Genomic DNA, 24,739 nt, shown 5'->3' on the forward strand with positions numbered 1-24,739 from the left:
AAAACCATAACGCAAAGACAGACCAAGCAATTTGTATTGTACTGACTAGAAGGTATTTTCATAATCTAGCTTAAATGAATTCCCTGTTGTGTTTTTTGGAAGCACGTACCTAAACCTCACCTGATACTTTTCTCGTTTTATAAATGGAAACCTTCCCCAAATGATATAATCATACTTTTCATATTTTTCCAAATTCCTTATTTGGGGCATTGTATATCGATACGCTATTTGTATCCGAAGATTTGAGTAGTCGGAATAATATGCTTTTGGCAACGTCCATATATAAGGAAAGTGACTTTTTAAGTAGTCGGGGTACATATTGTCCATTGTGTAAGCTAGATATGTGTTGCTTACCATCATTGGTCCTTTAGGCGGTATTCCCCAAATGGCTTCATTTCTATTTACCCTAATTGTCCCATCCAATGGGTATTCCTCATATAATAAAGGATTGATTTCATCTCTAAAGTATCTATTATTGGATAGGGCTTCGGGATGTATTAATGGTTCGTCGTCCGTATATTGATTTCCAATCAAGTCAACAATACCAAAAGGTTCGTAGTCATCCATCCTAAGATGTATTCTTCCAACATTGGCAATTCCACGATCTTCTTGTGAATAGCTATCCAAAGAGGTAGTGAATCGATTGATTTTAAGTGACCTCATCTTTTCAGTAAATGTATCGTACCTACTTGTGGTAAATGAGAAATCCAACCTACTTACAAAGGCCCCGCTCTTGGCACTGCCGACCAAGGTATTGGTGGAAATTTCCAAATCATCCGAAATTTGATGGAACTCTTCTTGGGTCATCACCAAATTTTCTTCCACATCGCTCGGATTCAACGTAACGAGCGCATAAGTGTAGGTTGTTTCATTATCTAAATCGGGAATGGAGAAACTCAATCTTTTTTGTGAGGCGATGTATTGAAAATCCGCCTTGATCTTGTTCCCGGATTCGTCCAAAAAGTACAGTTCATCCCTATATCCGTTTCCAAAAAGGTACTCCTGCCCCGAATGCAACTGAACAAATCCCTGATTGCTCTCCTTGGGCAGCATGTAGGTTTGGTCCACCACGGGATACATATACTCAATGTTGTTTCTGGGAATATAGGTTGGAGCGGTGCCCGTGGTAAATGTGATTTCCTTCTCCTCAAAGATGGGGTCGCCATTTTCCCGGACCGTTATCCAATTACTTCCCGTCTTCTGTTGGAAACCGACTTTTACCTTTACATATATTTCTTCTTCTGGAGGAAGAATTTCAAAAGGTTTGAACACCAAAAGGTCTTGTTCTGGATTAAATTCAGATTCTCCCTGAATAGGGTTCCCTTGATTTGTGATGACAAATTCCTCTAGATGCACCCTGTAGGTTTTCCAGCTCTCGTCACCCTGTATCAGGAGTTCACTTTCCATTGGGGCATTAAAAGCTACTTGTACGGCATCGAAAACATCAACATCGGTATAGCCGTTTCCAGGCATGACATCCGAAATAATGACAATGTCCTGCAAGCCGGACTTGCCTACAATTTCACATTCTTCACCAATGATTACCTTTAGACGTGTTCGAATACTGACCACTCCCAACACCCTCACATCGATACCCGCATAGCCTTTAATGAACCATGGATTTGGCAATTGGGCCTGGGCCAAAACCGCGAGTCCAGCTTTTAGAATGGACACCCTTTTTCGGATTCCGAACAATTTTATCTGAGCCCCTATTTCTCCTTGCAAAAAAGCGTACAATTGCCCTGTGGCATACCAGCCATCCATGCCCAACGGCCCTGCTTTTCCAAGACAATGTGCATCACCAAAATCCCGCATCATCAAATCGAAACCTACTCCTGCACGAACACTGGCATAAACTATTCCCCAATCAATTTCTTTGCCCACGGAGAAGGATGCGCCGAACGCATATCCTGCACCTTCCGCCAAATTTTGATTGAAATTGCGGCCAAATATGAGCTCATCGCCCTTGAGATTCAGAATATCGATGACATTTTGGGGCGGCCTTGCCGGGTCGGGAAGAACGGTACCTGTCATAAAATACAGGTCCACTTTTGCCGTAAGCGGTCCAATGGGAATGCCCTGTAATCCAAAACGTTTGTATGGGGTTCCCACATAAATGTACCAATCTTCGGGAGCGTTGTAGAATTCCAAATACCCCAATCTGTTCTTCTCCCCTGCTCCCTTGATGGGGCCGGCATTCAAGAAAACATCGAACATGCCCCAGTAGGTGCGATTTTCGAAATCAAAATCGATGGCCACTTGGGCGGCAAAGAGTTCATTACCGGTAAGTACTTCGGGAAACACATGATCGGCAAAGTACTGAATGCCTTCACGGTCTATGGAAAGCTCGTGGAAATTGGAAAGCGATTGTTCCTTATCAGCCACATTTTGTTGCATATCATCCACAGAGCCAAAAGGATCTCTTGATTGTCCTCCCCCTTGGATAAGGGCTGCTGCACCATAGAATCCCAATCTGCTTAAACCGCCCCCGTTTGCCCCTGAGTTAAAACTCATTTCTATAGCGGCCAATCCGGTAAAAGCCACTCCTTTTTTTACTTCAAAAGCCGCCAATGCCTTGAATCCAAGTTCAATGGTATCATCAGGAGCATAATATATGCCGGACATGGAGCCTGCATTGTCGTTTAGCCCGGATTTACGCATATGGTGGTATACCCCTCCCCCAATATCGTAAATGGTAAAATTCTGATTGCTTGAATTTGTAGGTCTGCCATGGGCATCTACATACCAGTAGCGGTAGTCTCCCGTGTTTCCGAACAAACCCCGAGCCCCGATTTCTATTCCCAAACTTTCGGAATATAAATCCAGCTCTCCGGCAAAACCTTTTCCATAGACGGCACTCTCCCTAAAAAATGCCAATCGACCACTGAATTCAAATCCTTTTCGGGTCACATCCACCTGCACCTCACTAACTTCGGTGGTGTCATATTTCCATTTTAAATAATCGCCATCCTCCAATTTGCCAAAAATATGGACCCTTACATCCCCATGTATTCCGGATTTATCCAAATTGATGTAACTGTTCAATGACAATCTGGCTTCATCATTACCGATGGTTTCAATGGAAACATCATAAACACCCAAATCAAACCCGGCAATTGTGGGAGAGGCGATGGTATCCAAATAGCCGGCATATCCAATGGACAAATAGGGTCGCTCTTTGGTCTGAATATGCAGATCTTGGAATTTAAGCCCTGAAAATGTCAGTAATTCTTCGTCTGAACCTGATACCTGGGCATTTTGTTCTGGGTCGAATGCCATTATCCCGGAAAGATTGGCCTCTGGATAAAACTTCTTGTCCTCCACCTCCAAATTGATGTAAGACTCCTTAAAGATTCTAGCTTTTGACCTGAAAATATTGAAGGGAACGTCTTCTTCCACCTTAACCTTCACAAAATAATCCTGATTGGAAGAGATGACTCCAGAGTAACCCAATTGTCCACCAGAACTTTCCGAATCACTTATGGGCAAGACGATTCTTCCGCTAAAACCGGCTTTCATAAAACGGTTCACCTTTAGGTCAATAGTCAAAGAGTCCAAAGAGTATTGCCATTTATTGGCATTTCCCTCATCGATACCGATAATGTTGGTAGCAAAAAAATCGCCGGATACCCCAAAATTGTCCAACAATAAGTGCTGGGCACCAACAGTGACGCGTTCCTCCGAATTATTTTTATTGAATTCCGGAGGCAGGTAAACTCTTACTTCTTCAGCGTAAAACCCACGCCATAAATTTTCGTTCCCCGGAACCAATAGCTTTTGTGCTGTGTACAGTTCCGGAAAATCAATACTGGCAGCATTGGCGGTATCGCTCAAGTCCAGCACGGTGTTCTGCATTTTAAAGCCCCAATTGGGCAAAGCCCTTAGCTCGAAGGGCGGCAGGTCGAGCTGAATCAATAGGTCGTTTATGTTGTTGGTATGCATGGAGAATCCCGCCCCTACATAACTATCGTTCCCAACAACATGTTCCCCACTACCAGGTGCTGTTTTGTCCGGATTTTTGATGTCTCCATTTTCGGTAAGTGGAATGGCCACGGTTTTGGCAATACGAACATCGGCACTTAGGCCCAATTCCCTAACTTTCCCCTCGCAGTCGATGGTGATGTAGGTTTGGCCGTTGGCCTGTCCATTAGGGTCAATACCCCCCAAAAAGGTGAGCAGCCACTGCCCTCCTCCCATTCCCACGGGAACATCGGTCAATAGATTAAGTGTAGCTTCCTCATATATGCCCCCGTTTTTGGAGATGCGTATGTTGGTGGCACTGAACATGAGCTCTGTTTTGAGTTCGCCAAGCTCTACTTTTGCAAATAGATCAACCTCGGTATAGGTGGGGTGGTACTCCATCCGGAAGATGCCCAAGGTAATGTAGGAATTGGATTTGTTGGAAGAATCTTCGGAATCGGGGGCAATGTTCTGCTTTATTCCAACGGGCAGCTCTACTGCTTGCTGTCCTCCTATGATTTGGATAAAACGCTGTTCATTTTCTATGATCTGAAAAACTTTTTGGGCATCATCCAATATTTTTTGTGTTTCACCGTCCACGTTGAACTGCTGGGCCACGTACTCCGGCGAAAACTCGGCCACATTATCGAACATTCCGTAGTGAAGGTCCATATGGGCCGGTTCCAGTTCCGGAAAACTTCTGAATCTGGTTTTGGATTCCTCTTTTTTGGATTTCTGTTGCTGCCATCGGTCCATCAAAGCTGCCACATCGGTCGAATCCGTTACAGGGAAGGCAAGTTGACTTATCGATAATGTATGGGAAGGGTATGTATGTTGTTTACCCTTGGTCACCGAATCCAATGGTATGGGTGTTGCCCATGCGGTAGCACACCATAGCAGTGATATAACAAGTAGGTTGGTTTTCATATAGTCTTGTTTCCGCAGCATTTTAAAAACGAGCGGACTAGGAGGAGTAAGTAAGGAAATACTTTACAAAATAGAGGGGATGGATTTACGGATGCCCTGTTTGAATTGACGGATGCCCCAAACGAAGCAACGGATTATTGAAAACAACCCTTTTTGGGTTGTCTTTGAGCTCCTGTTTTAGGAATAATTCCCAAAAAACAGTTTTGGCATTTCAGGAAATACTTTTGTTTTTGGAATGAGCTACCCCTTGCTTGAGTGTCCCGCTCGTATCTATTTATTTTTAAAGTATCTCAAAGAACTTTAGATATGATAATTGGCAATCTCTTACTCATACTCGGCACGAGCGGGACGCTCGCGCTAGCGGGGGGTTAATAAAAGCTTCTGTGAATCAGAAAAATCAAACTTATTTCCGGTTATTATCCTGATTAAATTTTTGCTCGAATATAGCCAACTTGTAACCGAGTGAAAATAAATCTTTCTCTGAATAATTATCGGCCACCATCCTGCAATATGGTACTTGGTCAAAAATTGTTTCAACGATTTCAAAATCTGTTCCTTTGAATTTATTATGGTTCTGAATTGCCTTTTCCAAAAGTACTGGGTAGGTAACCATAAATTTAATATCAAGTTTTTTAGTTGATGCCATCTATTAATGTTATTTCAATATTAGGAAACATATTGCTGAATTGTTGTATCACTCCCTGACAAGAAGCACAATAAGGATTCTCTGATACTATTTTTACGAACCTGTAAAACCTCTTTTTACCAGTCGATTTCTCCTTTTTGCCTAAAATGTTGTGAAGTAGAGCCAAATTGATAACCAAGAGCAAAAATATCTGACATTTTATATTTTGTCACTTTAATTCTTGCAAATACAACTTCATCATAAATAAATTTTACAATTTCAAAATCTGTCTTATATGTCTTATTGTAGTTCTCAATACTTTTTTTGATAAGTACATCATCTCCTGTAATAATTTCAAATTCCAAAGGCTTATCTAATTCCATCGATTAATATTATTTCAATATTTGGGAACATCTCACTAAACTGTTGAATAATGCCCTGACATGAGGCGCAATATGGGTTCTCTGACACTATTTTTAAAGTGCCTGTCACATCTGAATAAGTCTTTCCTTTTACGCCTCCTAAATCATCAGCTAGCTTGTTCAGCATTTTATATTCTGAATCAGTATTTCTAAGCCATGTTGTGCCATTACTTCCCGTAACATGAATAGCATCAAAAATTTGAGGCTCAATATCAGTATTAGCAGGACCACTCTTCCATACTTTATTATCAACCCCATTTCCTTTTACAGTGCCTTCCAAGTAGCCATAATTTCCTCCTCCGGTTTTTCCAGTTCTGTAATCCCTAATTTTATTTAGGGCATCTTTTATTTCGTCAACCGAGGCAAGTTTCGACTTTTTCAGCGAACCTATCAGATTTTTATTGTCCGCACAGCTTCCCAATGCATTAATAAAAGGCTGCTTCCTACTAGCTTTCAGCCCGTCAAAGGCTGCCTGTATTGCATCGTCAGCAATTTGTGGGTTGGCTGCCCTAAAAGCATGCACTGCATTGATATTGTCGATACTTTTTAAAGAAGTGCTTCCATTTGAAAGTATTTTCCAACTCCCAACCAGCTCAGGATTCTCCGCAATCGCCTCGGCAAATTCCTTGTCCACCAAGTCATCACTTAGCTTCTGGAGCTGTGCCGTATCTAAGTCCAATCTCTTAAGAACGTCCAGCAACCGCAGCACCTCATCCTGCAGCTTGGGCGACTTCTTCAACGTTTGGTACAGCAAATCCGCACCGGTGGCAGAGATCAAGCCCAACTGCACCCAAACACTTACCTTTTGCCAATTCTTGCAAAGGGCAATGTCAAGATGCTTTTATTTTATATTTTATTTCATTTATTGATTCTTTCAGATGTTCAATTTCCTCAGCATCTAAAAACTCATCTAATTTAACTGGTTTTAATTTTTCCATATGTAAATAAAACAAATCAACCAAATTAGGTTTGATTACCTTATTTAAAGAAAAATTGACTTCTATGTATTGAATTAAACATATAAAGTTGTTTAGTATATTTTCTTCTTCTGGAAGAAACCAAAAATCCTCGAATACTTGATGAATTGCACTCTCTATTGGAATTCCTTGTGTAATTGAATTAAAAAAAGCTCTATAAAACGCTGTTATTAGTTGAAAATATTTCCAATTCTCCATTCTTAAAAATCATTTAATATCAACTAACTTGTTAACTACCAGTCTATTTCTCCTTTATCCCTTAATTCTCTGATTTTTGAGCCGACCATTGAACCAAATAAAAATATCTTGTCTATGGAAATAGTAGAGACATCTATGTAGCTAAACATCACACCATCAATATCGATAGATTCTTTATAAACTATATTCTCTTTATAAACTTTATTAAAGAGATGTACTAAATCTAGAATCAACTGGTAATCTCCAGTTGCTATATGCAATATACCTTCGGTTCTATCTAACTCCATCAATTAAAATTAATTTTAAATTTGGAAACATTTCACTAAACTGTTGAAGAACTCCTTGACAGGAGGTACAATAAGTTCGTTCAGATATTACTTTAATTTCTCCAGTAATATTAGGATACGTGTTGCCTTTAACCCCTCCTAAGTCGTCGGCCAATTTATTGAGCATTTTGTATTCCGAATCTGTATTTCTGATCCAACCTCCAACTTCTGTAGCATCAAAAATTTGTGGTTCTGTAATCGGGTCGGCTGTACCACTACTCCAAAGTTTATTATCTATAGAGTTTCCATTTATATTTCCTTCCACATAACCAAAATTTCCACTAGATGGTTTGTTTATTGACATCCTATGATTAGCTATTCTTGTTGTCGCATCAGCTATTTCATTTGCGTTACCTCTTCTTACTACACCCACAAAGCCCTCTAAAAACTCATCCCCCTTATTAGTCAATCCCAACCGCAACACCTCGTCCTGTAGCTTGGAAGATTTTTTTAGCGTCTGGTACAGCAAATCCGCACCAGAGGCCGAAACTACACCCAACTGCACCCAAGCACCTACCTTTTGCCAATCCTGGCAAAGAGCACTATCTTGCTCGGAGCCTTGGCAAATAATATTTGCAGCGGTCGATGTGATATCCGCAGAGGCCAAGGCTATCCTAAAAGCCCTCGCCAACCTGGTTCCTTCGGTCAAGGCCAGTTTAAGTTCCCCTGCACCAAAGACCAAGGAGGCCACATCCAGAGCAAACGTCATCTGTTTTAAGATGCGCTCGTTTTCTTTAGCAATTACACCTTTTATAATAAAAATAAAAGGTATCTCAGATGCCTCCCCGTTAACAGTAAAAGTACGGAATATGTCAGTTTCGGGAAAAATGTCCTGAGAAATATTGAACCCAACTCCTTGGCCACCTCTCCCCCAGTGGCGATGTTGGCTGCATCGATGACTTCCTTGAACTGTTCCAAGAATGGCAGGGTGATATAGCCCCATCCCGAAAAATGGCTGTTGCTTCCACGGACTTCTTTTCTTTCTCTGAAAGCCCGTGGATAATTTTGATTTCAATATGTCAAAGAACTTTTCCTGTTATAGCTTTAGAACTTAATACTCCCCATTCATAAATTCTACATAAGAAAACTCTGAGATAGAAGTACCTATCTTATCAGTTGGATATGGTTTTTTCACATTGTTATATAAATCGTATTCAACATAGTCGGTTAAAAACCAATCTTCTTTTTCGTTGGAATAGGTATATGTTAATATGCATTCTGTGACCACATCTGCGTTTAAATTCAATACTATTCTGTTATCAACTAGTTCAATCCGCCTTAAAGGGTTTCCTTCATAATATTCTTTGACAGCATCAATCTTAGGGTCACCAACTTTTACGCTTGGGTCATAATCCTCAAACCATAAAGGATAAACATTATCAAGCTCTCTAAATTTGGTGAACGTACTATCATTGACTTTTTGATAAACAACTAATTCTGTTTGTAAACCATTAACCAATTCGTCACCTCCCTTTTCTATGGCCAAATCTTGTATTCCATCAATGTTAAAATCAAATTTATTAAAGAGGCTATAAATCATCTCATTTTCTTTAATGCATATTGATTCAGGTAATTCGTTTTCAATCCACTTAGCCCAAACATTTTGATAACAGTGTTTACTAGTTTGATTCTCTTGGGCATTGCAAGAAAAACAGGCTATAAATACTCCGGTTATTATAAATTTAAATTTCATTTTTTATCGCATTTATAAAGTTTAATATCTGAAGTAAGTCTATCATAATTTTGCTTTCTCTCACTTTTATGGTGGCTTGCAGTATTTACTTTTTTGGTAACTTCATATGATGTCATATTGTCCAGAATTGAAATAGGTTTAAAATTGTTCAAAAACCAAGATGTTGCAGAATAAATAATAGATTTGGTATCCGTTTCTAATTCATCTGGATTTGCTTCCCAATCAAAAGCTGTTCCATAAGTTTCATTTGCCTTAGTAGAAGCATCTCTATAATTCTTGCGCCCTGTTAGTTGAATAATTCCACGTCCTCGATATTTCCACCCATCACCATCTTCATTGTTGCCATTTTTATTTTTATAAACCAAATTGTATAAATTCTTCCCATTCGTTTCACTATTTATTCTTTTTAAATTATAGATAGCCGTTGAATCTTTACTTTTTGAAAAGGATTTAGGAAATGAAATTGACCGTGAACCTCTTGATTTAGTTATTTTGTCGGTAGATGCTTTGTACTTTGTTGAGATTGTATCCTCTGGCTTTTCAATGTACCTATGTAGGCATCTATTTGAACTGATGTAATCGATGTATTTTTCATCATCCCAAAAGGATTGAGAATATATCACTTCCTGAGTATTATTCTCAGTTTGTTTTCCAAATGTTTGATATATATTTAATAACGTAAACCAATACCCTTCTGTAAAATCGGTGAAATTATTACACTCTAATATGATTTGGGAAAAGAAATGTGCATGTTGTTTGCACGTTTTATACCCACCACCTTTTAACGCCTTTGTGAAAATTTCTGCGGTATTAGGTGTTAATTTTTCACTTTTAGAGCCTTCAAATATCTTTTTTAGTTTATTTACAGTAATGGTCAAATTCCTACCACAAACTTCACAGCAATAACCACTGGCACATTCCTTTTGCATTCTAAACTCATGTTTATAAATGGTATCATTCATCTTGAGTTCTGCCAAATACTCCCCTGAAGAAATTGAATCAAAGTTCACTTCCCAGTCTTCATTGTATTTCACGCTTTGCCAACCATCCTTGCTTGGAAAAAACCTATCCTTGCCTTCATCATTCGGGATTATCTTTAATTTCATTTCTACAGTTTTTGTAGCTGTAGAATCCTCTTTATTGTACCTAAACTTTAATTTGTTACATTCTTTCAAGATGTCGTTGTGCTTGTCAAACTTTACGATACTATCGCAGTAATAGATTTTAAAATCCTTATTACTTAGACCGTCTCTTGCAATTGCCGCTATCTCCCTAATCCGTTCCCTACGTTTGGCATCTGCGGTCTTGATGTCAGCGATTTCTTGTGAGGACAACATTTGAGTGGTTACCAAGCTGCCCTCCATTTTTAGAGCGTCCAGCTCCTCTTGCAACTCAGGTGGTAGATTTTCCTTGCCTTCAATTTGGTCTATCTCTTGTGCGATGGTCGAGAATTCATAGGTATTTATCTTAGTAATCACCTCTTGCTGCTCTTCCAGCGTTTCTGCCTCGGCCAGTTCATCCAGTAATTTTTCCTTCTCTTTAAAAATTTCATCCCCCGCTGGTGCGAGCGTCCCGCTCGTATCTTTAATCTCTATGTTATGTCAAAGAACTTTTATCTAAAAATTAACACAATCACTTACTCATATTCGGCACAAGCCTAGAGGCTCGCTCCAGCGAGGGGAAAAACTCAATACTTTTCAGGATTGTCCAGACCCCAAGGGTTCCAAATAGTTCTTGTTACCTTCAATTCATTTACATCCACCCAAATGTCTGCTTGACCATCATACATTCCCAAAGTGTTCTCATCTATTTCCCAAATATTGACTATTGTATTTTTATCAAACTGCCATAAAATACCTGTAAAATCAGCAATAAAAACATTTCCGATTATTTTTTTTTGTTCATATTCCAAATCTTCTTTTTTTGATCCAATCATCACGGCTATCTTATCTTTTTCAATAAAATTTATGTATTGTCTAATCCTTGCTGGAAATTTTATATTATAACCAGATATTCTCATAATATTATAATCTTCTATATACACATTTGCCATATCCACTTTAATTAATTATTTGTTTAAACCAATATATCGCTTCCTTAGAATAATTTGAAAAACCTTCAATTTGAATCTGTAATCCTCCTCCTTGCCCCCATTTGTTCCCAGCGGCCTGTCCTTTCCAGATGGTCACGCTCTTGGGCACCTTTACCAAGGAGGCTTTTGTGGGAACCGCGGGCAATGCATACACATCCTTGAGTTTTTCCATATCGCCCATCAATTTCTTGTAGTCCTCAATGGTCATCATCCATCGCCCCACTTCATTTTTACCGTAGTGCAATCTAACAAAAAGGGCGTCTTCGGCAAGGTTTATCTCATCGGCAAATGTTCCAACTTTGTAAGGGGGCACATATTTTTCAAAATCCACGTATTCGGTAATGTACTCCAGTTTAAAATTTTGGTTGGCTGTTTTGGCGCCCCATTGTTTTATGGATGCGGATTTTATAATGGTTTCGTCAAGCCTGGCAAAAAGTTGCTTGACTTCTGATATACTGAGGTTATCCCACTTTGCGATCAACCCGGCAATATCGTCCCCGATTTTACCGATATCATCCAACTATTTTAACGATTTCAAACTCAGCCCGGCAAACTCAGGTAACAATACGGTAGCTATATTGTTCAGCAAGGTATTGTTGTCCGCTGCCATCAATTCTTCCGTGAAATGCCCCGCGGCCATCACAAGGACAATTTCTTTATGTATTGATGGGCATCAATTCGTTCTCAGAATACCTTTTTGATTTTTTTTTCCCATTTACAGTTATATGGTAATAGTACTTTTGATCTTTATGGTGCCAAAAAAAATCATCAATAATTGCTTCAACATCTGGTTTGCCTATTTGAAAAATTTTCTCATTCCATTTAAACTTAGGAGTGGGCATTAATTGCTTAATCGCTTCTTTTTTTACACGATATTTATGGCCTTTATTTTCTACTACTAAATAATCATCTTCATTTCCAACACAATGGCAAATCATATTGATCGGATTACTTTTAAAATTATCCACATCCAACGGATGAACTAAATTCAGTTTGTTGATTTCTTGAAATTCGTCTTTATAAAAAAGCAAATCAAGCCATAACCATTTATTTAAAAACTCTTTCATAATAGCTAATTTGAAAATGGAACAAATCCTTGAAAATCATCTGCGAAATTATTGTGAGAAAATTTCTTGTTGAATAATGGTTGGACATTTTGTAATGATTGTGTGGATGGTTTAAAATGACCTGAAACATTATCCACTTTATATATTTTTCCTGCTCTAAATTCAATAATACCAGCTGTTTTAACCACTGGGTCAACACCTCCGATTAATGTAGGATGTGGGGCTTTTCCATTAAAAGGAGATATGCCCTTTGCTCTTGTACCAATTATTATATTATCAGCTTCGTCAACTACAAACATGTACTGACCATTTAAAATACTTTCTGCTTTTTGGTTCAATTTCATAGCACCTGAAGGGTTTTGAATTAATTCTGAAATATTTTTAGCTGTTGGGTTTTTTAAGTAATTACCATTTACTATAAGCCCTTCAATTTCATCAATGGATTTTAAGGCTTCATCCACTTTAAATAAACGAGTCGTAGATGTGGGTAATTTATTGAGCCAATTTAACGATTTCAAACTCAGCCCGGCAAATTCTGGTAGCAGCACAGTGGCAATGTTGTTCAGCACCGTACTGTTGTCCGCTGCCACCAATTCTTCCGTGAAATGCCCTGCGGCCATGGTGGGCATCAACAAAGATTCACCTTGCCATTTGGTGTGCACGGGGGCGAACACTCCATAAAACCCGTAGCTCTTGTCCGTAGTCTCGGATGGGGCTATGGCAGGGTAAACATCATACCTGTGCACCACATAGCCTACTTCGTATTGGTTGCTGCCTTCTTGGTAACCGCAATAGCTCACTATACGTGTTTCCAATTGTTGGGGGCTCAGCTCGCTGTAAAGATCAATGGGCTCCAGAAGAAATGCAGGGCTTTGTTCGATTTCCTCGGTTGTCCAGTGGGCAAGCCCTATTTGGGTAAGGGATTTTATATAGTCCCCCAAATATTCAGTATCTATCTTTTTAAAAAGTCCCCTAAACATTTCCGGCTCCGATATGATCTGGCCATAGATATAATCCTTATCAAGAGCATTGAGGATGTTGATCACCGAAAGGTTTTCGTTGGTGTTGTCGTAAAGGGTAAAGGGTGCCGATATATTACAGTTGACCAAGGAAATAAAATCCTGATACAGTTGTTCATTGCCGATTTCCTTGGCCACATCGGGCGGTATGGTTTCGTACACAACATCCAAATCGTTGCAGTCCCCGTTTGCAGATGTGATGGCCTTGTTGTAAATTTCCTTTGCGTAATCTAAATCAAAAGCAAAACCAAATTCCTTCAAGAGCAGTTCAAACTCCAAAAAGCTCTTGGTCCATATTTTTATGGCACTGTCCGTAGAATCCACATATTGGAAATCCAGATAGAACCCGGTATGGAACATATCATCTGGGTCTATTCGCAATACAACACCATCATAATTGCCTTCTTCATCTATAGAAAGATTGATTTTGCCACTCTTTTTCAAGCTCACGTAAATGCCTATCTGCTGACCATTTATGGTATATTCCATTTTATGGTCTTCCAACAAAATATTCCGGATGTAATAGTCTACCTTTTTGTAATCGACCTGATGTTTCCTAGCTATTAAATTGGTTTTTATAAAAGAAATCAGTTTATCAATTTTAACCACGTCACTGATTTCTTCCCCCCTATAACTCTCCGCCTTTTGTATACTCTTCTCAAGATCATTATAGGCCTGCTGTTGGTTTGCGGTATTATAACCATCTGGGTTCGGCCCTCCCTGAGTGGCCTCATCTATCAAGTCTTGGCTAGAAGCATTATAGGCATTATGGTTGGCTGCCAGTTCGTCCCTTACATTTTGGGGAATGGATTCATCGGCCAACAGTTCATCTACGTAACTTTCCTGTTGCTCGTTTTCAGTTTCGAGTTGCTCAATTTGTTCTGGCGTTCCCGTAAAGTTTTGGAGCAGCTCTCGTATGGACGAAGCAAGCCCCCCAACCGTCTCCACCACATCACCTGTGTCCACAATATTGCCCAGAGTGGAGTCGAACTCGGTAATCACGGTACCTTGGGCGAGCTGCCTGTCCGTGTTTACCAATATATTGGTAAAGTGCACCGCCAGTTTTATGCTGCCCAAATAGGGCAAGCGGGTGAAGCCCCTGCCCGTAAAGTAGCCGTTGCCGCCGTGCACCTCGGTGGCCACCACCTGGAAGTCGCCCGCGGTAAAGCTCTCGCCAACGCCCAACTGGGGCAAGGGGTCTTGGTTGGTAATATCAACACTTGGCGAAACCCCGCATTGGTACAGGTCTTCCTCCTCGGTCTCCAAATGGGTGGTAAACTGCCTTAGGGGGCTCCAATCGCTCTCGCCCACGGCACAGATCTTTTGTACCTGGTATTCGTAGGTGGTGCTGGCCCGTAGGTCCCACAAGGTGGTCCAGTTGGCGGTGGTCTGGTTATGGAACCATGCATTATCGTTGCCCTTGGCGCGGTACCTTATCTTAAACTGGGGTACGCTGGTGCTGTTGTCCTCCCAAAAAATATTGGCCTGGTTGGCGCCCCTTACTTCATGATATATGCCATTGGGTATGTAGCAGCCTTCAATATGTTGGAACGAAAAAATTTGGCTATACCCTTGGTTCTGGAACATACCAATGTCCTCTGCCCCTTGTTTTGCCTTGGCCTGTACACGCCAAGCGTAGGTCCTGTTGGGCAGCAGCATGGGGTCGCCCGGGCCGTACACATAGGTGGTGGCACTGGTAACAGTGGTAAACAAGGGCGTGGAACCCAGAAAAGCGGCCTGTGGGTCCATGGCGTTGTCCCAAATCTCCACCAGACTGAGCTCGTACTCTACTTGGCTTACGTTGATGTGCCGTGGCGTCCACTGGAACACGATGTTCTGGGGGCTACGCTCCACGATATCACTCCCATTTTCGGGCAACACCAAAAAGGGCGGACTGTTCTTGAACACGTTTATGGTAGTACAGGCGTTATTGGAGAGCCGTTTGCCCGTGAGCACATCGAACACCTGAAAACAGACTTGGTAAACGCCATCGGGGATGGGGCTGCCGTACACATTGGGGGCAATGCCCGCTAGGTTGCCGAACTCAAAGTACGGGGCGAGCAGCGTGTGGTCCAGCACGGTGGGGATACCTCCTTCCAAATAGAGCGGCGTGGCCCCGATCACATTTTCACGGCTCTGAAACCCGATACCGTTACCATTGAAGGATACCTGCAAACGTACCTGCCTATCGGAAATCTGAAAGTCGTTGAGCACAATCTGTACCCGCAGCGGACCGTTCAGTGCGCCTGCATTGGCAAAATCGGAGAAATTGGCGGGTGCGGGCGGTATGGCCTGTGCTATCACTTGCACGGGAAAGGATTGGGCAAAGGTCACGTGGCAAAAGAGCAACAGGAAACATAACGGAAGACAGTGCAACCATTGTCTTTTTGTGGTGTGGGCGGTCATTTTCATAAGTAGGTGTTTTAAACGGCAGCTTTGGGGCGGCACTGCCTATGCTTATTTTTTCATCTTGTTTAAGTCCTCAAAACGATGTAGCTCTTCCAAAAAAGCAATCGCCGTATCCTTTAATCGATTAGTATTTTGAGAGCGCTCCATATCTATCAACATTTGGTCGAGCTCATCTCGTTTTTCCTGAGGTAATTGTTCGTAGCGGGATTGCTGCAACACATTTCGTAATTGTTGTACAATCTCTTTAGGGGTTCCGCTGTACACCACGTCCCTATAGCGGAAAGTCAACAAATTGTTCTGTGGAGGGCTTTGTCCCATGGAAGACGGTGCATTATTCTTTCGTTTGCCTCGTCCAAAGGTATAAGTGTAGCCAAAAGTGGTCGTAAAATCAGTGGTGTTGGTCTGTACGGTATTTCGGAAAAGTGAAAGTAAATTCAGTGTGAAGTTGTGTCCCTCCTTCCAAGCATAATTGCCTCCCAAACGAAGGTTGTAAAACTGGTTTTGTTGCTCCCCATTCACAAAGGATGTATTGTAGGAAGCTGAAAAATTGCCTCGCAACTTTTTATCAAAGAATTGTTTGGCAACCCCCAAGGTTGGACCCACGGTAAGTCCTGTATCTGTATCCCCTGTTTTGGTGTACGAGGTGTTTGCCGCCAAGGTGATGGTCAGCGATTGCTGTGGATATCCCATGGCGTACGATGCTGTGCCATTATAAAACTGACTACCACTGTTGGCAATGGCCGTCCCTTCCTGCTCTTCGTTGGAATCTTGATACACCAGATTGATATTTGCCCTATTATTTCGTGTCTCTGTCTGTTTTACTGTATAGTTGATGCCCAAATTGGCATTTTTGGAAATCTGCCGATAGTTCAAGGTGTCCAGATTATCCAACTCGCTTACCTGATTGATGTAGTCGAACTGGTCCCTGATGTTGGTATAGGATTGGAAATTGGAAAAGGAACCGTTGATGCCAAGCCTTTCCGTTGGGGTGTAGTTCAGGTTGATGGCACTTACCAATCTTTTCATTGCCGAGGCTTTGGAATCGTCCAAATTGTCCCGTTGCAACCCTGCATTTACCCCTACGTTGAGTTTGTTGTCAAAAATGGTCTGTGTGGCATTTAGGGTGATGTTTTCCAAATCATTGTTGAAATAATAAGCGCCAAAAGTTCTGTATTCGGGGTCTATGCGCTCATAAGCCCCGCCCAAAGTTCCGTTGCCTACGGTATAATCAATGGAGGCATTGAAGGCATTGGTATAATTGGTGGTGATATTTTCATCCAAGAATGCCGATAGGAGCCCTTTTTTACTTTTCGGCTCTTTTACCCGTATATCTTCGGTGATACCCGAAATGGCATACTCCAATCGAACGTTTACATTATCCCGTATTCTAAAATCGGTTTGGAGCGAAACCACCGCATTGTCCTTGGGAGATAGTCCAAGTTCCAAGGGAAAAGGTTCCTCCAGTGAATCCTCTTTATCCAATGCCTTGAAGAAAATAAATCCAACGTTAAATCTTTCGAGACCATAGGAGGTTTTTAGGCCAAACCCTCTTCGTAAGTAAGCTGTTTGCTGTTGCAGCGCCTCAACATCATATTCCGACGCCCTTAAAAATCTACCGTACATTGCACTGACCTTAAATGGTCCCGTGGGAGCGAGGTCCACCCCCACTCCCGTAAATTGATGCCCACTGAGCGTGTAGGGCGAAAAGGTCATGGCGGCATCACCGATGTGGAGCGTAATCCACTTATAAGAGGGGCTAATACTTAACCTATTAAGCTTGAAAGGACTCGAAAAATCAAAATTTTGATTGGTATAGGCAAAAGACAGCGGAACATTATAAACTTCCGCTATATTGAAGTTCAGATTTCCATTCAGAAAATAAGTAAATGCTTGACGGTTTGCGGTACCCTCATAAAAAAAACCGTTGGCCGATAAGCTTCCGCTGTAATCAAAGAGTTTAGCTTTGCCCAATCGGTCAAGGTCAATACTTTGTGAAAGACCAAGAAAACCACACATAAAAAAAGGAAATAAAAGCTTGTACAATTTGGGTTGGTTAATTCCCCAATGATACTATTTACCATGCTTCTATTTTTCACCCGTTTGATGGATGGGCCTATTGAACTAATGGTTGCCCGATATGAATTGATGAATGAATTGGAAACCCTAAACTTCCTTGTCGAAAATAAGCGGTTTGTATGCAAAAAAATCCCGGGCGAATGGCCCAGGATTTTTTAATATAGTATGTTATGAAGTTTAGTTTGCTTCGGCAACCACTTCAAAAGGGAATTCCAATACGACTTCCCTGTGCAATCTGATAACAGCCTCGTAAGGTCCAGTTCTTTTCACCGCACCACCTTTGATGTTGATGAATTTTCTATCAATCTGGTGTCCTTCTTTGTCCAAAGCAGCGGCAAGGTCGATATTGGTAACAGAACCGAACAATTTGTCCCCTGCTCCAGCCTTAGCTGCAATCTTGATTTCCAATTGCTTCAATGCATCGGCAATCTTATTGGCCTCGTCGATTACTTTTTTCTCCTTGTGAGCTCTTTGCTTAAGGTTTTCCGCCAAAACTTTTTTGGCAGAAGGAGTGGCCAAATCGGCCAAACCTTGTGGGATAAGAAAGTTTCTGCCGTAACCGTTTTTTACGGTAACGATATCATCTTTAAATCCCAAATCCTGTACATCTTCTTTTAGAATAAGTTCCATTCTCTGGTGTTTTTTATTTCAACATATCGCCAACATACGGCATTAACGCTAGGTGACGGGCCCTTTTAACGGCCTGTGCCACTTTTCTTTGGTATTTCAAGGAAGTTCCAGTAAGTCTTCTAGGAAGCAGTTTACCTTGTTCGTTCACCAATTTCATCAAAAAATCAGGATCTTTGTAGTCTATGTACTTAATACCGGATTTCTTGAACCTGCAGTATTTCTTCTGCTTGCTGGTCTCAATGTTAAGCGGGGTCAAATATCTGATTTCCCCGTCTTTCTTCGATTTTGCTTGTTGCTCGATAGATGCCATACCCTATGCCTTTGCTTTTAGTTTGTTTCTTCTCTTTTCCGCCCAAGCGATTGCGTGCTTGTCCAATTTAACGGTCAAAAAACGCATGATGCGCTCATCTCTTCTAAATTCCAACTCGTATGGACCGATGGCCTCACCTGGGGCTTGGAATTCAAACAAGTGGTAAAATCCACTTTTCTTGTGCTGAATGGGATAGGCCAATTTTTTAAGTCCCCAATCTTCTTTGGAGACCATTTTGGCACCATTCTTAATCAAGAAATCCTCGAATTTCTTGACTGTTTCCTCTATCTGTGTTTCAGACAGAACGGGATTCAAAATGAAAACAGTTTCGTAATGGTTCATTATAATATATTTTTAAAGGAGCGCAAAATTAAGAATATTTCTTTCACCCTGCAAGAAAAGTGAAAAAACTTCGTTTAAGTACATGAGTTATCAACAATGAATAACCCCTTAAACCTAAATAACGCTTATAGTAAATTACACAACAAAATAGACCATGTTTACATCTTTTGTTGCTCCTAAACACCTTTTTTGTGTAATTTGCCGATGATTTAAAACCCTACAAATCACCCCATTCTATGAAATTAAAAAGTATAATTGTAGACGATTCCTCAATGCAGCGGATGGCCGTTGCAAAGCTGGTCAACAATCATCCACATCTTGCTTTGGTTGCTGAGTACAGTAACGCCATTGAAGCCAAAAATGGCCTGAAAAACCATGAAATCGACCTGATCTTCTTAGATGTAGAGATGCCGATCATCAGTGGTTTTGACCTTTTAGAGGCCCTAGAGAACCCACCACAGGTAATCCTGATCACGGGAAAACCTGATTATGCACTTAAAGCTTTTGACTACGACGTAACCGATTACCTTCACAAACCCATTACCCTTGCACGTTTTGAGGCCTCCGTTAAAAGAGCAGTGGCCAAATACGAGCAGATGAACCGGGTGGAAGAAGACGAAGAACACATCTTTGTAAAGAGCAACCTTAAGAAACGTAAGGTTATCCTAAATGATATTAAATGGATCGAAGCTTTGGGAGATTACATAAAATTGGTGACCGATGAAGCCAACATTGTAATTCTTTCTACCATGAAATCTTTCGAAAAGCAATTGCCTGCCGAAAAATTTCTACGGATCCACAAATCCTACATCGTGAATCTGGAGAAGATTGAAAAATTCAACAGTAAAAATGTTGAGGTAGGGGGCAGACAGATTCCATTGAGCAGAAACAAGAAAACCGAACTAGCGGAAGCGCTGGCCAACGTATAATCATATGTGGTCCACATTGTAGACCAGTCTTACACTTTTATACTTGGAAATAGCATTAAAGGATTTTTCAATTCTTTTAATGCTATTTTTTGTTTGTGATAAAGATTGTTTTTTTGGGATTTTTATCATCACGTTCTTGAGATAATCCCTCCGAATCCTGGCCACTGGAGGGTATTCCGGCCCCAAAATATGGGCTCCCAGAACATTCCGTAAAGAACTGGCCAGCCATTCCGAAGCCTCGTTCAATTTATTGAAGTCCTTATCCTTTAGGGTGATTTTAATGAGGCGCACCAAGGGCGGATATTTAAATTGTTCCCGCTCATAAAACTGCTCCTCGAACATTTTATCGTAATCGTTTGTGGTGACCTGCTGTAAAATCTGATGGTACGGATTGTAGGTCTGAATCAGCACTTTGCCTCTTTTTTGGGTACGCCCTGCCCTGCCCGCCACTTGGGTCAGCATTTGAAAACTTCGTTCATGGGCCCGGAAATCAGGAAAATTGAGCATGGAATCCGCGTTCATGATGCCCACCAAGCTTACATTTCTAAAATCCAATCCCTTCGTCACCATCTGTGTGCCTACCAGAATATCCATTTCTTGGTTTTCAAAAGATAAGATGATCTTTTCATAAGCATACTTGCCACGTGTGGTATCCAAATCCATTCGACCCACCGAGACCTCTGGAAACAACTGTCCAAGTTCTTGTTGAATCTGTTCCGTACCAAACCCCTTGTTGTCCAAAGTAGGGCTTCCACAGGCCAAGCACGCCTGTTGCAGTGCCATATGGTAGCCACAATAATGGCAACGCAATTGGTTTCGGTGCTGATGGTAGGTCAAACTAACGTCGCAATTGGGACATTGGGCCACGTGCCCGCAGGTGGTGCATTCCACCACCGGGGCAAATCCCCTTCTGTTCTGAAAAAGAATGATCTGTTCCCCTTCCTCCAACGCTTCGGAAATCGCCTTGATGAGAAGTTCAGAAAAATGTCCTTTCATCCGTCTTTTACGGGTCGCCTCCTTTATGTCGACCAGATTGATGTCGGGCATTAAAACATCGCCAAACCTGTGCAAAATGGATGCGTAGCCATATTTGTTGGTCTTGGCATTGTACATGCTCTCAATACTGGGAGTTGCCGAACCCAACACAATATTTGCCTTGTGAAGGGCGGCCAATACCACCGCGGCATCCCTTGCATGGTAACGCGGGGCAGGATCAAATTGTTTGAACGATCCTTCGTGTTCTTCGTCCACCACCACCAGTCCCAAGTGTGAAAAAGGGAGAAAAAGTGATGATCTTGCCCCTATGACAATCTGTGCCTTTTCGGCATTCTTTAAAACATTGTTCCAGACCTCTACCCTTTCGTGAATACTGTATTTTGAATGATACACCGAGACTTTGTCCCCAAAATAATGTCGCAATCTATTGATCAACTGGGAGGTCAGGGCTATTTCCGGTAACAGGTATAAGGCCTGCATACCTTCTTCCAGACATTTTTGAATCAGCTTTACATAGACTTCGGTTTTTCCCGAAGAGGTGACACCGTGCAACAACACTGGTTTCTCTTCCTTAAAGCCAATATTGATGTCCTCCAATGCTTTTTGCTGATACTCATTGAGGGCAACATGTTTGGATGCTTCGGATTTCTCCTCAAACTCAACCCTGTCCTTCCGAATATGGTACTCCTCCAAAACATTTTTGTCGATGAGCGATTTGATTACGGAGCGGGAGCCCCCACTCTGCTTTTCCAAATCGGTAATGGGAATGGGTTTGGCACTTTTCGACTTAATTTGGAAGAGCGACAGCACGACCTGACTTTGTTTTGGTGCCCTGGAAAGCTCGTTCAACAATTCTGACAGTTGTGCTTCGTCTTCATAGCGCTCCGAAAGTTTTACATAGCGGACCAATTTCGGTTTGTACTGCTCGTAGATTTCTTCTTTTTGAAGCACCACTCCCTTATGTGCCAAGGTATTTATCAGTTTTAGTACATTCTTTTTATCCACAATATCGCTGACCTCGGATATTTTCAATGCAGTTTGGTGCTGAAGTGCTTCAAATATCAAGAACTCATCGTCCGTAAGTTCTGTTTCATCCACTTCGGCATTTTTATTGGGCAAAATAAGCGTCTCACTTTCCAACATAAAAGCACTTGGCAGCGCACTTCGGATAACTTCGCCCAAAGTGCACATGTAGTATTGGGCCACCCAGCCCCAGTGCTTGAGCTGTATTTTGGTCACTACGGGATAATCGTCTAGAATCTGGTAAATTTCTTTGGGCTCATAAGCCTCGGGAGCATTTTGGTGTACCCGGTATGCCAATCCCGTATAAATTTTGGACTTGCCAAAAGGAACGGCAACGCGCATCCCTTCCTGAATAAATTCCGCCTCTGCCTGCGAAATTTTATAGGTGAAGAGTTTTTCCAGTGGGATGGGAAGAACAACGTCCAAAAAATAATCCATACATCAGTTCTCTTCTACCCTATGCCAGGTTTGGGTCCTGTACAAAAAGGCAAGGTAACCCCGCACTTTCAATCGATCTTCGTTCTCTTCGTCCAGCCAAACACGGCCTCTAAAGGTCATGGCCTGCTCGGGGTCGAACAGTTTGTCCCCTTTGTAGATGCCCTTGCTGTTCTTCTCGAAATCTTCCATGATTTTCATTCCAAGAATGGGCTTGTCCTTGCGCTCCCCTTCGCATTTGGTGCACAGGGCGCCTTTTTTTCCTTCTTCCAGAATCTCTACGACTTTGGCGTGCATCAGTCCGTCTTCCTTATATATTTCAATTATGGCCTTGGTTACCCCGTTGCGGTCGTCAATGGTTTTCCATTTGCCAAAAACAGTTTGCGACCATGTCATCTGGCAAAGCAGAAAACACCCTGCACATATCCATTTATTCCAAGTTCTTCTGCTTTTCATGTCTTTTTTTTAGTGAGTTCAAGGTTGCGTTCAATTCAAAACCCAATAATAATATATTGGAATTTAGCCAAATAAACACCATTAAAATCAACAATCCTCCCAAAGCTCCATAAAGTTCGTTGTAGCGGGCAAATTTTTCAACATAAATTCCGAAAAGATAAGATGTCAACAGGAACAACAACGTGGTCATTAAGGCCCCGGCAGAAAAAAAACGGGCATTTCTCCCCTCCGCGGTACCAAAATAGTAAAGTATGGCGGTGGTGAAATACGAAAGACTGAGGAAGAAAATCACTTTCGCCGCCTGTATCCCAAGGGTATCTCCTTTCTCAACATCATATCCCAACCTCTTGCCCAGATATTCACTTGCATATTCAACAATATAGAACTCAAAATATACAAATGCCACGGCACCTATGATCAATAGGATGGAGAGCACAAGCCCCACCATAAGGGCGTAGGCGTATTGACGAAAAAAATTACGGGTAAGCTCCACGTGATACGAGTTTTCGAACCCGCCAAAAATGGCATTGACCCCATTGGCCACCAAAAAGATGGATAGAATAAAGGAAGAGGACAATAATCCTCCTTGCTTTTGATTTTTGATCTGTTGGTAGATTTCACCAAAATAATCACTCGTAGCTGATGGCAAAAAAGATTCGAGGAAATCCAAAAACTGTGCATCAAAATTCTCGTTGCCCACACTCACGTAGGGAATAATAAACGGAATCAAGGTCACCAAAAATATGAGCAACGGGAACAGGGCCAAAAACAGACTAAACGCGATTGAGCTGGCCCTTGAGGAAAGGGTGCCTTTCACAATTCCCACCAAATACATTTCAATCAAATCATACAAAGAGAGTCCTTCAAAAGCGGTGAGCTTTATCTTTTTCAACAATTGGACGATCCAATTGATGACGGGTATTTTTTCCAACTGCTCTTCGATGACCTTGGACATTTATACGGCTTTTAAACTTAGGTCCATATTATAAACCGAATGGGTAAGCGCTCCCGAAGAAATGTAGTCCACACCGCATTCCGCATACCTCCGAATAGTGTCCTCCGTGATTCCTCCCGAGGATTCGGTAAGACATTTATCCCCTATTCGTTTGACTGCCTCTTGGGTTTCTTCGTAATCAAAATTATCCAAGAGAATGCGATACACCCCTTCGCAGGCCAAAATCTCATCCACTTCGTCCAAATTTCGGGCTTCAACGATAATCTTTAGATCTTTGCCGTTCTCACTCAGGTATTCCTTCGTTTTTTGAATGGCTTTGGTAATCCCTCCCGCAAAATCGATATGGTTGTCCTTGAGCATGACCATGTCATAAAGGGCAAACCTGTGGTTTTCGCCACCTCCTATCTTAACGGCCCACTTTTCCAAGGCTCGGATTCCGGGAGTAGTCTTTCGGGTGTCCAATATTTTGGTGTCCGTCCCATCAAGAATGGACACAAAATCCTGTGTCTTGGTTGCAATGGCACTCATACGCTGCATGGCATTGAGCACCAAACGCTCGGCTTTCAGAATACTTTGGGAACTTCCTTCCACATAAAAAACAATATCGCCGTATTTGACAGGCGAACCATCTTTCAGCAAAATGTCCAGTTTTAAACTGGGGTCCACGTAACGGAACACTTTTTCCGCAAAGGACACTCCGGCAATAATGCCTTCATCCTTTACCAAAAGTTTTGCTTTTCCCTGTGCCGATGCCGGGATGCAGGCCAAGGAACTATGATCGCCATCGCCCACATCTTCCCTAACGGCGTTGGCAATGATCAAATCCAGTTCGTTTTGAAATTGTTCTTCGGAAATCATCCTATTGGGGTTTT

General features: G+C 41.6%; 23 protein-coding genes. 1 reads left to right on the plus strand and 22 read right to left on the minus strand.

Annotated elements, in window-relative coordinates:
* Nucleotides 1-45: 45 nt before the first annotated feature.
* The 18 genes from SD449_RS03795 to rpsF form a co-directional block, all read right to left on the minus strand.
* Nucleotides 46-4,887 carry a hypothetical protein gene (locus tag SD449_RS03795; RefSeq protein WP_318308859.1) on the minus strand — a complete coding sequence of 1,614 codons (4,842 nt, stop codon included), beginning with the start codon at nucleotides 4,885-4,887 and terminating at the stop codon, nucleotides 46-48.
* 403 nt (nucleotides 4,888-5,290) lie between these two features.
* Nucleotides 5,291-5,533 (minus strand): hypothetical protein, encoded by a 243-nt coding sequence (locus SD449_RS03800; protein ID WP_318308860.1) that lies wholly within the window; start codon nucleotides 5,531-5,533, stop codon nucleotides 5,291-5,293.
* Complete coding sequence (locus tag SD449_RS03805) at nucleotides 5,520-5,717, minus strand: deaminase domain-containing protein (protein WP_318308861.1); 198 nt, start codon at nucleotides 5,715-5,717, stop codon at nucleotides 5,520-5,522. The genes SD449_RS03800 and SD449_RS03805 overlap by 14 nt, the downstream gene beginning before the upstream one ends.
* Nucleotides 5,650-5,895, minus strand: coding sequence for a hypothetical protein (locus SD449_RS03810; RefSeq protein ID WP_318308862.1), 246 nt, complete (start codon nucleotides 5,893-5,895; stop codon nucleotides 5,650-5,652). Before SD449_RS03810 ends, SD449_RS03805 begins: the two co-directional genes overlap by 68 nt.
* Entirely contained in the window at nucleotides 5,882-6,673 is a 792-nt protein-coding gene (locus SD449_RS03815; protein ID WP_318308863.1) for a deaminase domain-containing protein, read from the minus strand. The genes SD449_RS03810 and SD449_RS03815 overlap by 14 nt, the downstream gene beginning before the upstream one ends.
* A 91-nt stretch (nucleotides 6,674-6,764) precedes the next feature.
* Nucleotides 6,765-7,109 carry a hypothetical protein gene (locus tag SD449_RS03820; protein ID WP_318308865.1) on the minus strand — a complete coding sequence of 115 codons (345 nt, stop codon included), beginning with the start codon at nucleotides 7,107-7,109 and terminating at the stop codon, nucleotides 6,765-6,767.
* Between the two features lie 35 nt (nucleotides 7,110-7,144).
* On the minus strand, nucleotides 7,145-7,396 hold the full coding sequence (locus tag SD449_RS03825; protein WP_318308867.1) for a hypothetical protein: 252 nt from the start codon (nucleotides 7,394-7,396) through the stop codon (nucleotides 7,145-7,147).
* Nucleotides 7,383-8,450 (minus strand): deaminase domain-containing protein, encoded by a 1,068-nt coding sequence (locus SD449_RS03830; RefSeq protein WP_318308868.1) that lies wholly within the window; start codon nucleotides 8,448-8,450, stop codon nucleotides 7,383-7,385. The genes SD449_RS03825 and SD449_RS03830 overlap by 14 nt, the downstream gene beginning before the upstream one ends.
* A 36-nt stretch (nucleotides 8,451-8,486) precedes the next feature.
* Nucleotides 8,487-9,128 carry a hypothetical protein gene (locus SD449_RS03835; RefSeq protein ID WP_318308869.1) on the minus strand — a complete coding sequence of 214 codons (642 nt, stop codon included), beginning with the start codon at nucleotides 9,126-9,128 and terminating at the stop codon, nucleotides 8,487-8,489.
* Nucleotides 9,125-10,606: a hypothetical protein gene (locus SD449_RS03840; RefSeq protein WP_318308871.1), complete on the minus strand. Its 1,482-nt coding sequence runs from the start codon at nucleotides 10,604-10,606 to the stop codon at nucleotides 9,125-9,127. The genes SD449_RS03835 and SD449_RS03840 overlap by 4 nt, the downstream gene beginning before the upstream one ends.
* A gap of 209 nt (nucleotides 10,607-10,815) precedes the next feature.
* Nucleotides 10,816-11,181: a hypothetical protein gene (locus SD449_RS03845; RefSeq protein WP_318308872.1), complete on the minus strand. Its 366-nt coding sequence runs from the start codon at nucleotides 11,179-11,181 to the stop codon at nucleotides 10,816-10,818.
* A gap of 7 nt (nucleotides 11,182-11,188) precedes the next feature.
* Entirely contained in the window at nucleotides 11,189-11,740 is a 552-nt protein-coding gene (locus SD449_RS03850) for a hypothetical protein (protein WP_318308873.1), read from the minus strand.
* 136 nt (nucleotides 11,741-11,876) lie between these two features.
* Nucleotides 11,877-12,287, minus strand: a complete 411-nt coding sequence (locus SD449_RS03855) for a DUF6960 family protein (RefSeq protein WP_318308874.1) — start codon at nucleotides 12,285-12,287, stop codon at nucleotides 11,877-11,879.
* 5 nt (nucleotides 12,288-12,292) lie between these two features.
* Nucleotides 12,293-15,718 carry a fibronectin type III domain-containing protein gene (locus tag SD449_RS03860; RefSeq protein WP_318308876.1) on the minus strand — a complete coding sequence of 1,142 codons (3,426 nt, stop codon included), beginning with the start codon at nucleotides 15,716-15,718 and terminating at the stop codon, nucleotides 12,293-12,295.
* Nucleotides 15,719-15,763: 45 nt separating this feature from the next.
* On the minus strand, nucleotides 15,764-17,731 hold the full coding sequence (locus SD449_RS03865) for a TonB-dependent receptor (RefSeq protein ID WP_318308878.1): 1,968 nt from the start codon (nucleotides 17,729-17,731) through the stop codon (nucleotides 15,764-15,766).
* Nucleotides 17,732-17,968: 237 nt separating this feature from the next.
* Nucleotides 17,969-18,421: a 50S ribosomal protein L9 gene (rplI, locus tag SD449_RS03870; protein ID WP_318308880.1), complete on the minus strand. Its 453-nt coding sequence runs from the start codon at nucleotides 18,419-18,421 to the stop codon at nucleotides 17,969-17,971.
* Nucleotides 18,422-18,434: 13 nt separating this feature from the next.
* On the minus strand, nucleotides 18,435-18,731 hold the full coding sequence (gene rpsR, locus SD449_RS03875) for a 30S ribosomal protein S18 (protein WP_014031368.1): 297 nt from the start codon (nucleotides 18,729-18,731) through the stop codon (nucleotides 18,435-18,437).
* A 3-nt stretch (nucleotides 18,732-18,734) separates the two neighbouring features.
* A complete protein-coding gene (gene rpsF / locus SD449_RS03880) occupies nucleotides 18,735-19,073 on the minus strand; it encodes a 30S ribosomal protein S6 (protein WP_014031369.1) in 339 nt (112 codons plus the stop codon).
* A 236-nt stretch (nucleotides 19,074-19,309) separates the two neighbouring features.
* On the opposite strand from rpsF, the gene SD449_RS03885 reads away from it, so the two are divergent.
* A complete protein-coding gene (locus SD449_RS03885; protein ID WP_318308883.1) occupies nucleotides 19,310-20,002 on the plus strand; it encodes a LytR/AlgR family response regulator transcription factor in 693 nt (230 codons plus the stop codon).
* On the opposite strand, the gene priA is transcribed toward SD449_RS03885, so the two are convergent.
* From priA to nadC, 4 genes are read right to left on the minus strand one after another with little or no spacing between them, the layout of a single operon-like run.
* Nucleotides 20,003-22,459 carry a replication restart helicase PriA gene (priA, locus tag SD449_RS03890; protein WP_318308884.1) on the minus strand — a complete coding sequence of 819 codons (2,457 nt, stop codon included), beginning with the start codon at nucleotides 22,457-22,459 and terminating at the stop codon, nucleotides 20,003-20,005.
* A gap of 3 nt (nucleotides 22,460-22,462) precedes the next feature.
* Nucleotides 22,463-22,912 (minus strand): DUF2147 domain-containing protein, encoded by a 450-nt coding sequence (locus SD449_RS03895; protein ID WP_318308885.1) that lies wholly within the window; start codon nucleotides 22,910-22,912, stop codon nucleotides 22,463-22,465.
* Nucleotides 22,887-23,867: a YihY/virulence factor BrkB family protein gene (locus SD449_RS03900; RefSeq protein WP_318308886.1), complete on the minus strand. Its 981-nt coding sequence runs from the start codon at nucleotides 23,865-23,867 to the stop codon at nucleotides 22,887-22,889. Before SD449_RS03900 ends, SD449_RS03895 begins: the two co-directional genes overlap by 26 nt.
* Nucleotides 23,868-24,725, minus strand: a complete 858-nt coding sequence (gene nadC, locus SD449_RS03905) for a carboxylating nicotinate-nucleotide diphosphorylase (RefSeq protein ID WP_318308887.1) — start codon at nucleotides 24,723-24,725, stop codon at nucleotides 23,868-23,870. It lies immediately after the preceding gene.
* Nucleotides 24,726-24,739 lie beyond the last annotated feature (14 nt).

Origin of the sequence: Flagellimonas crocea (assembly GCF_033441595.1) — a bacterium.
In the GTDB taxonomy this organism is placed as follows: Bacteria; Bacteroidota; Bacteroidia; order Flavobacteriales; family Flavobacteriaceae; genus Flagellimonas; species Flagellimonas crocea.

Coding starts and splice junctions, on each gene's coding strand:
- SD449_RS03820 (WP_318308865.1), bottom strand. CDS start 7,109: ATGGAGAATTGGAAATATTTTCAACTAATAACAGCGTTTTATAGAGCT.
- SD449_RS03855 (WP_318308874.1), bottom strand. CDS start 12,287: ATGAAAGAGTTTTTAAATAAATGGTTATGGCTTGATTTGCTTTTTTAT.
- SD449_RS03835 (WP_318308869.1), bottom strand. CDS start 9,128: ATGAAATTTAAATTTATAATAACCGGAGTATTTATAGCCTGTTTTTCT.
- SD449_RS03900 (WP_318308886.1), bottom strand. CDS start 23,867: ATGTCCAAGGTCATCGAAGAGCAGTTGGAAAAAATACCCGTCATCAAT.
- priA (WP_318308884.1), bottom strand. CDS start 22,459: ATGGATTATTTTTTGGACGTTGTTCTTCCCATCCCACTGGAAAAACTC.
- SD449_RS03885 (WP_318308883.1), top strand. CDS start 19,310: ATGAAATTAAAAAGTATAATTGTAGACGATTCCTCAATGCAGCGGATG.
- rpsF (WP_014031369.1), bottom strand. CDS start 19,073: ATGAACCATTACGAAACTGTTTTCATTTTGAATCCCGTTCTGTCTGAA.
- SD449_RS03825 (WP_318308867.1), bottom strand. CDS start 7,396: ATGGAGTTAGATAGAACCGAAGGTATATTGCATATAGCAACTGGAGAT.
- SD449_RS03795 (WP_318308859.1), bottom strand. CDS start 4,887: ATGAAAACCAACCTACTTGTTATATCACTGCTATGGTGTGCTACCGCA.
- rplI (WP_318308880.1), bottom strand. CDS start 18,421: ATGGAACTTATTCTAAAAGAAGATGTACAGGATTTGGGATTTAAAGAT.
- SD449_RS03810 (WP_318308862.1), bottom strand. CDS start 5,895: ATGGAATTAGATAAGCCTTTGGAATTTGAAATTATTACAGGAGATGAT.
- SD449_RS03865 (WP_318308878.1), bottom strand. CDS start 17,731: ATGTGTGGTTTTCTTGGTCTTTCACAAAGTATTGACCTTGACCGATTG.
- nadC (WP_318308887.1), bottom strand. CDS start 24,725: ATGATTTCCGAAGAACAATTTCAAAACGAACTGGATTTGATCATTGCC.
- SD449_RS03800 (WP_318308860.1), bottom strand. CDS start 5,533: ATGGCATCAACTAAAAAACTTGATATTAAATTTATGGTTACCTACCCA.
- SD449_RS03845 (WP_318308872.1), bottom strand. CDS start 11,181: ATGGCAAATGTGTATATAGAAGATTATAATATTATGAGAATATCTGGT.
- SD449_RS03860 (WP_318308876.1), bottom strand. CDS start 15,718: ATGAAAATGACCGCCCACACCACAAAAAGACAATGGTTGCACTGTCTT.
- rpsR (WP_014031368.1), bottom strand. CDS start 18,731: ATGGCATCTATCGAGCAACAAGCAAAATCGAAGAAAGACGGGGAAATC.
- SD449_RS03895 (WP_318308885.1), bottom strand. CDS start 22,912: ATGAAAAGCAGAAGAACTTGGAATAAATGGATATGTGCAGGGTGTTTT.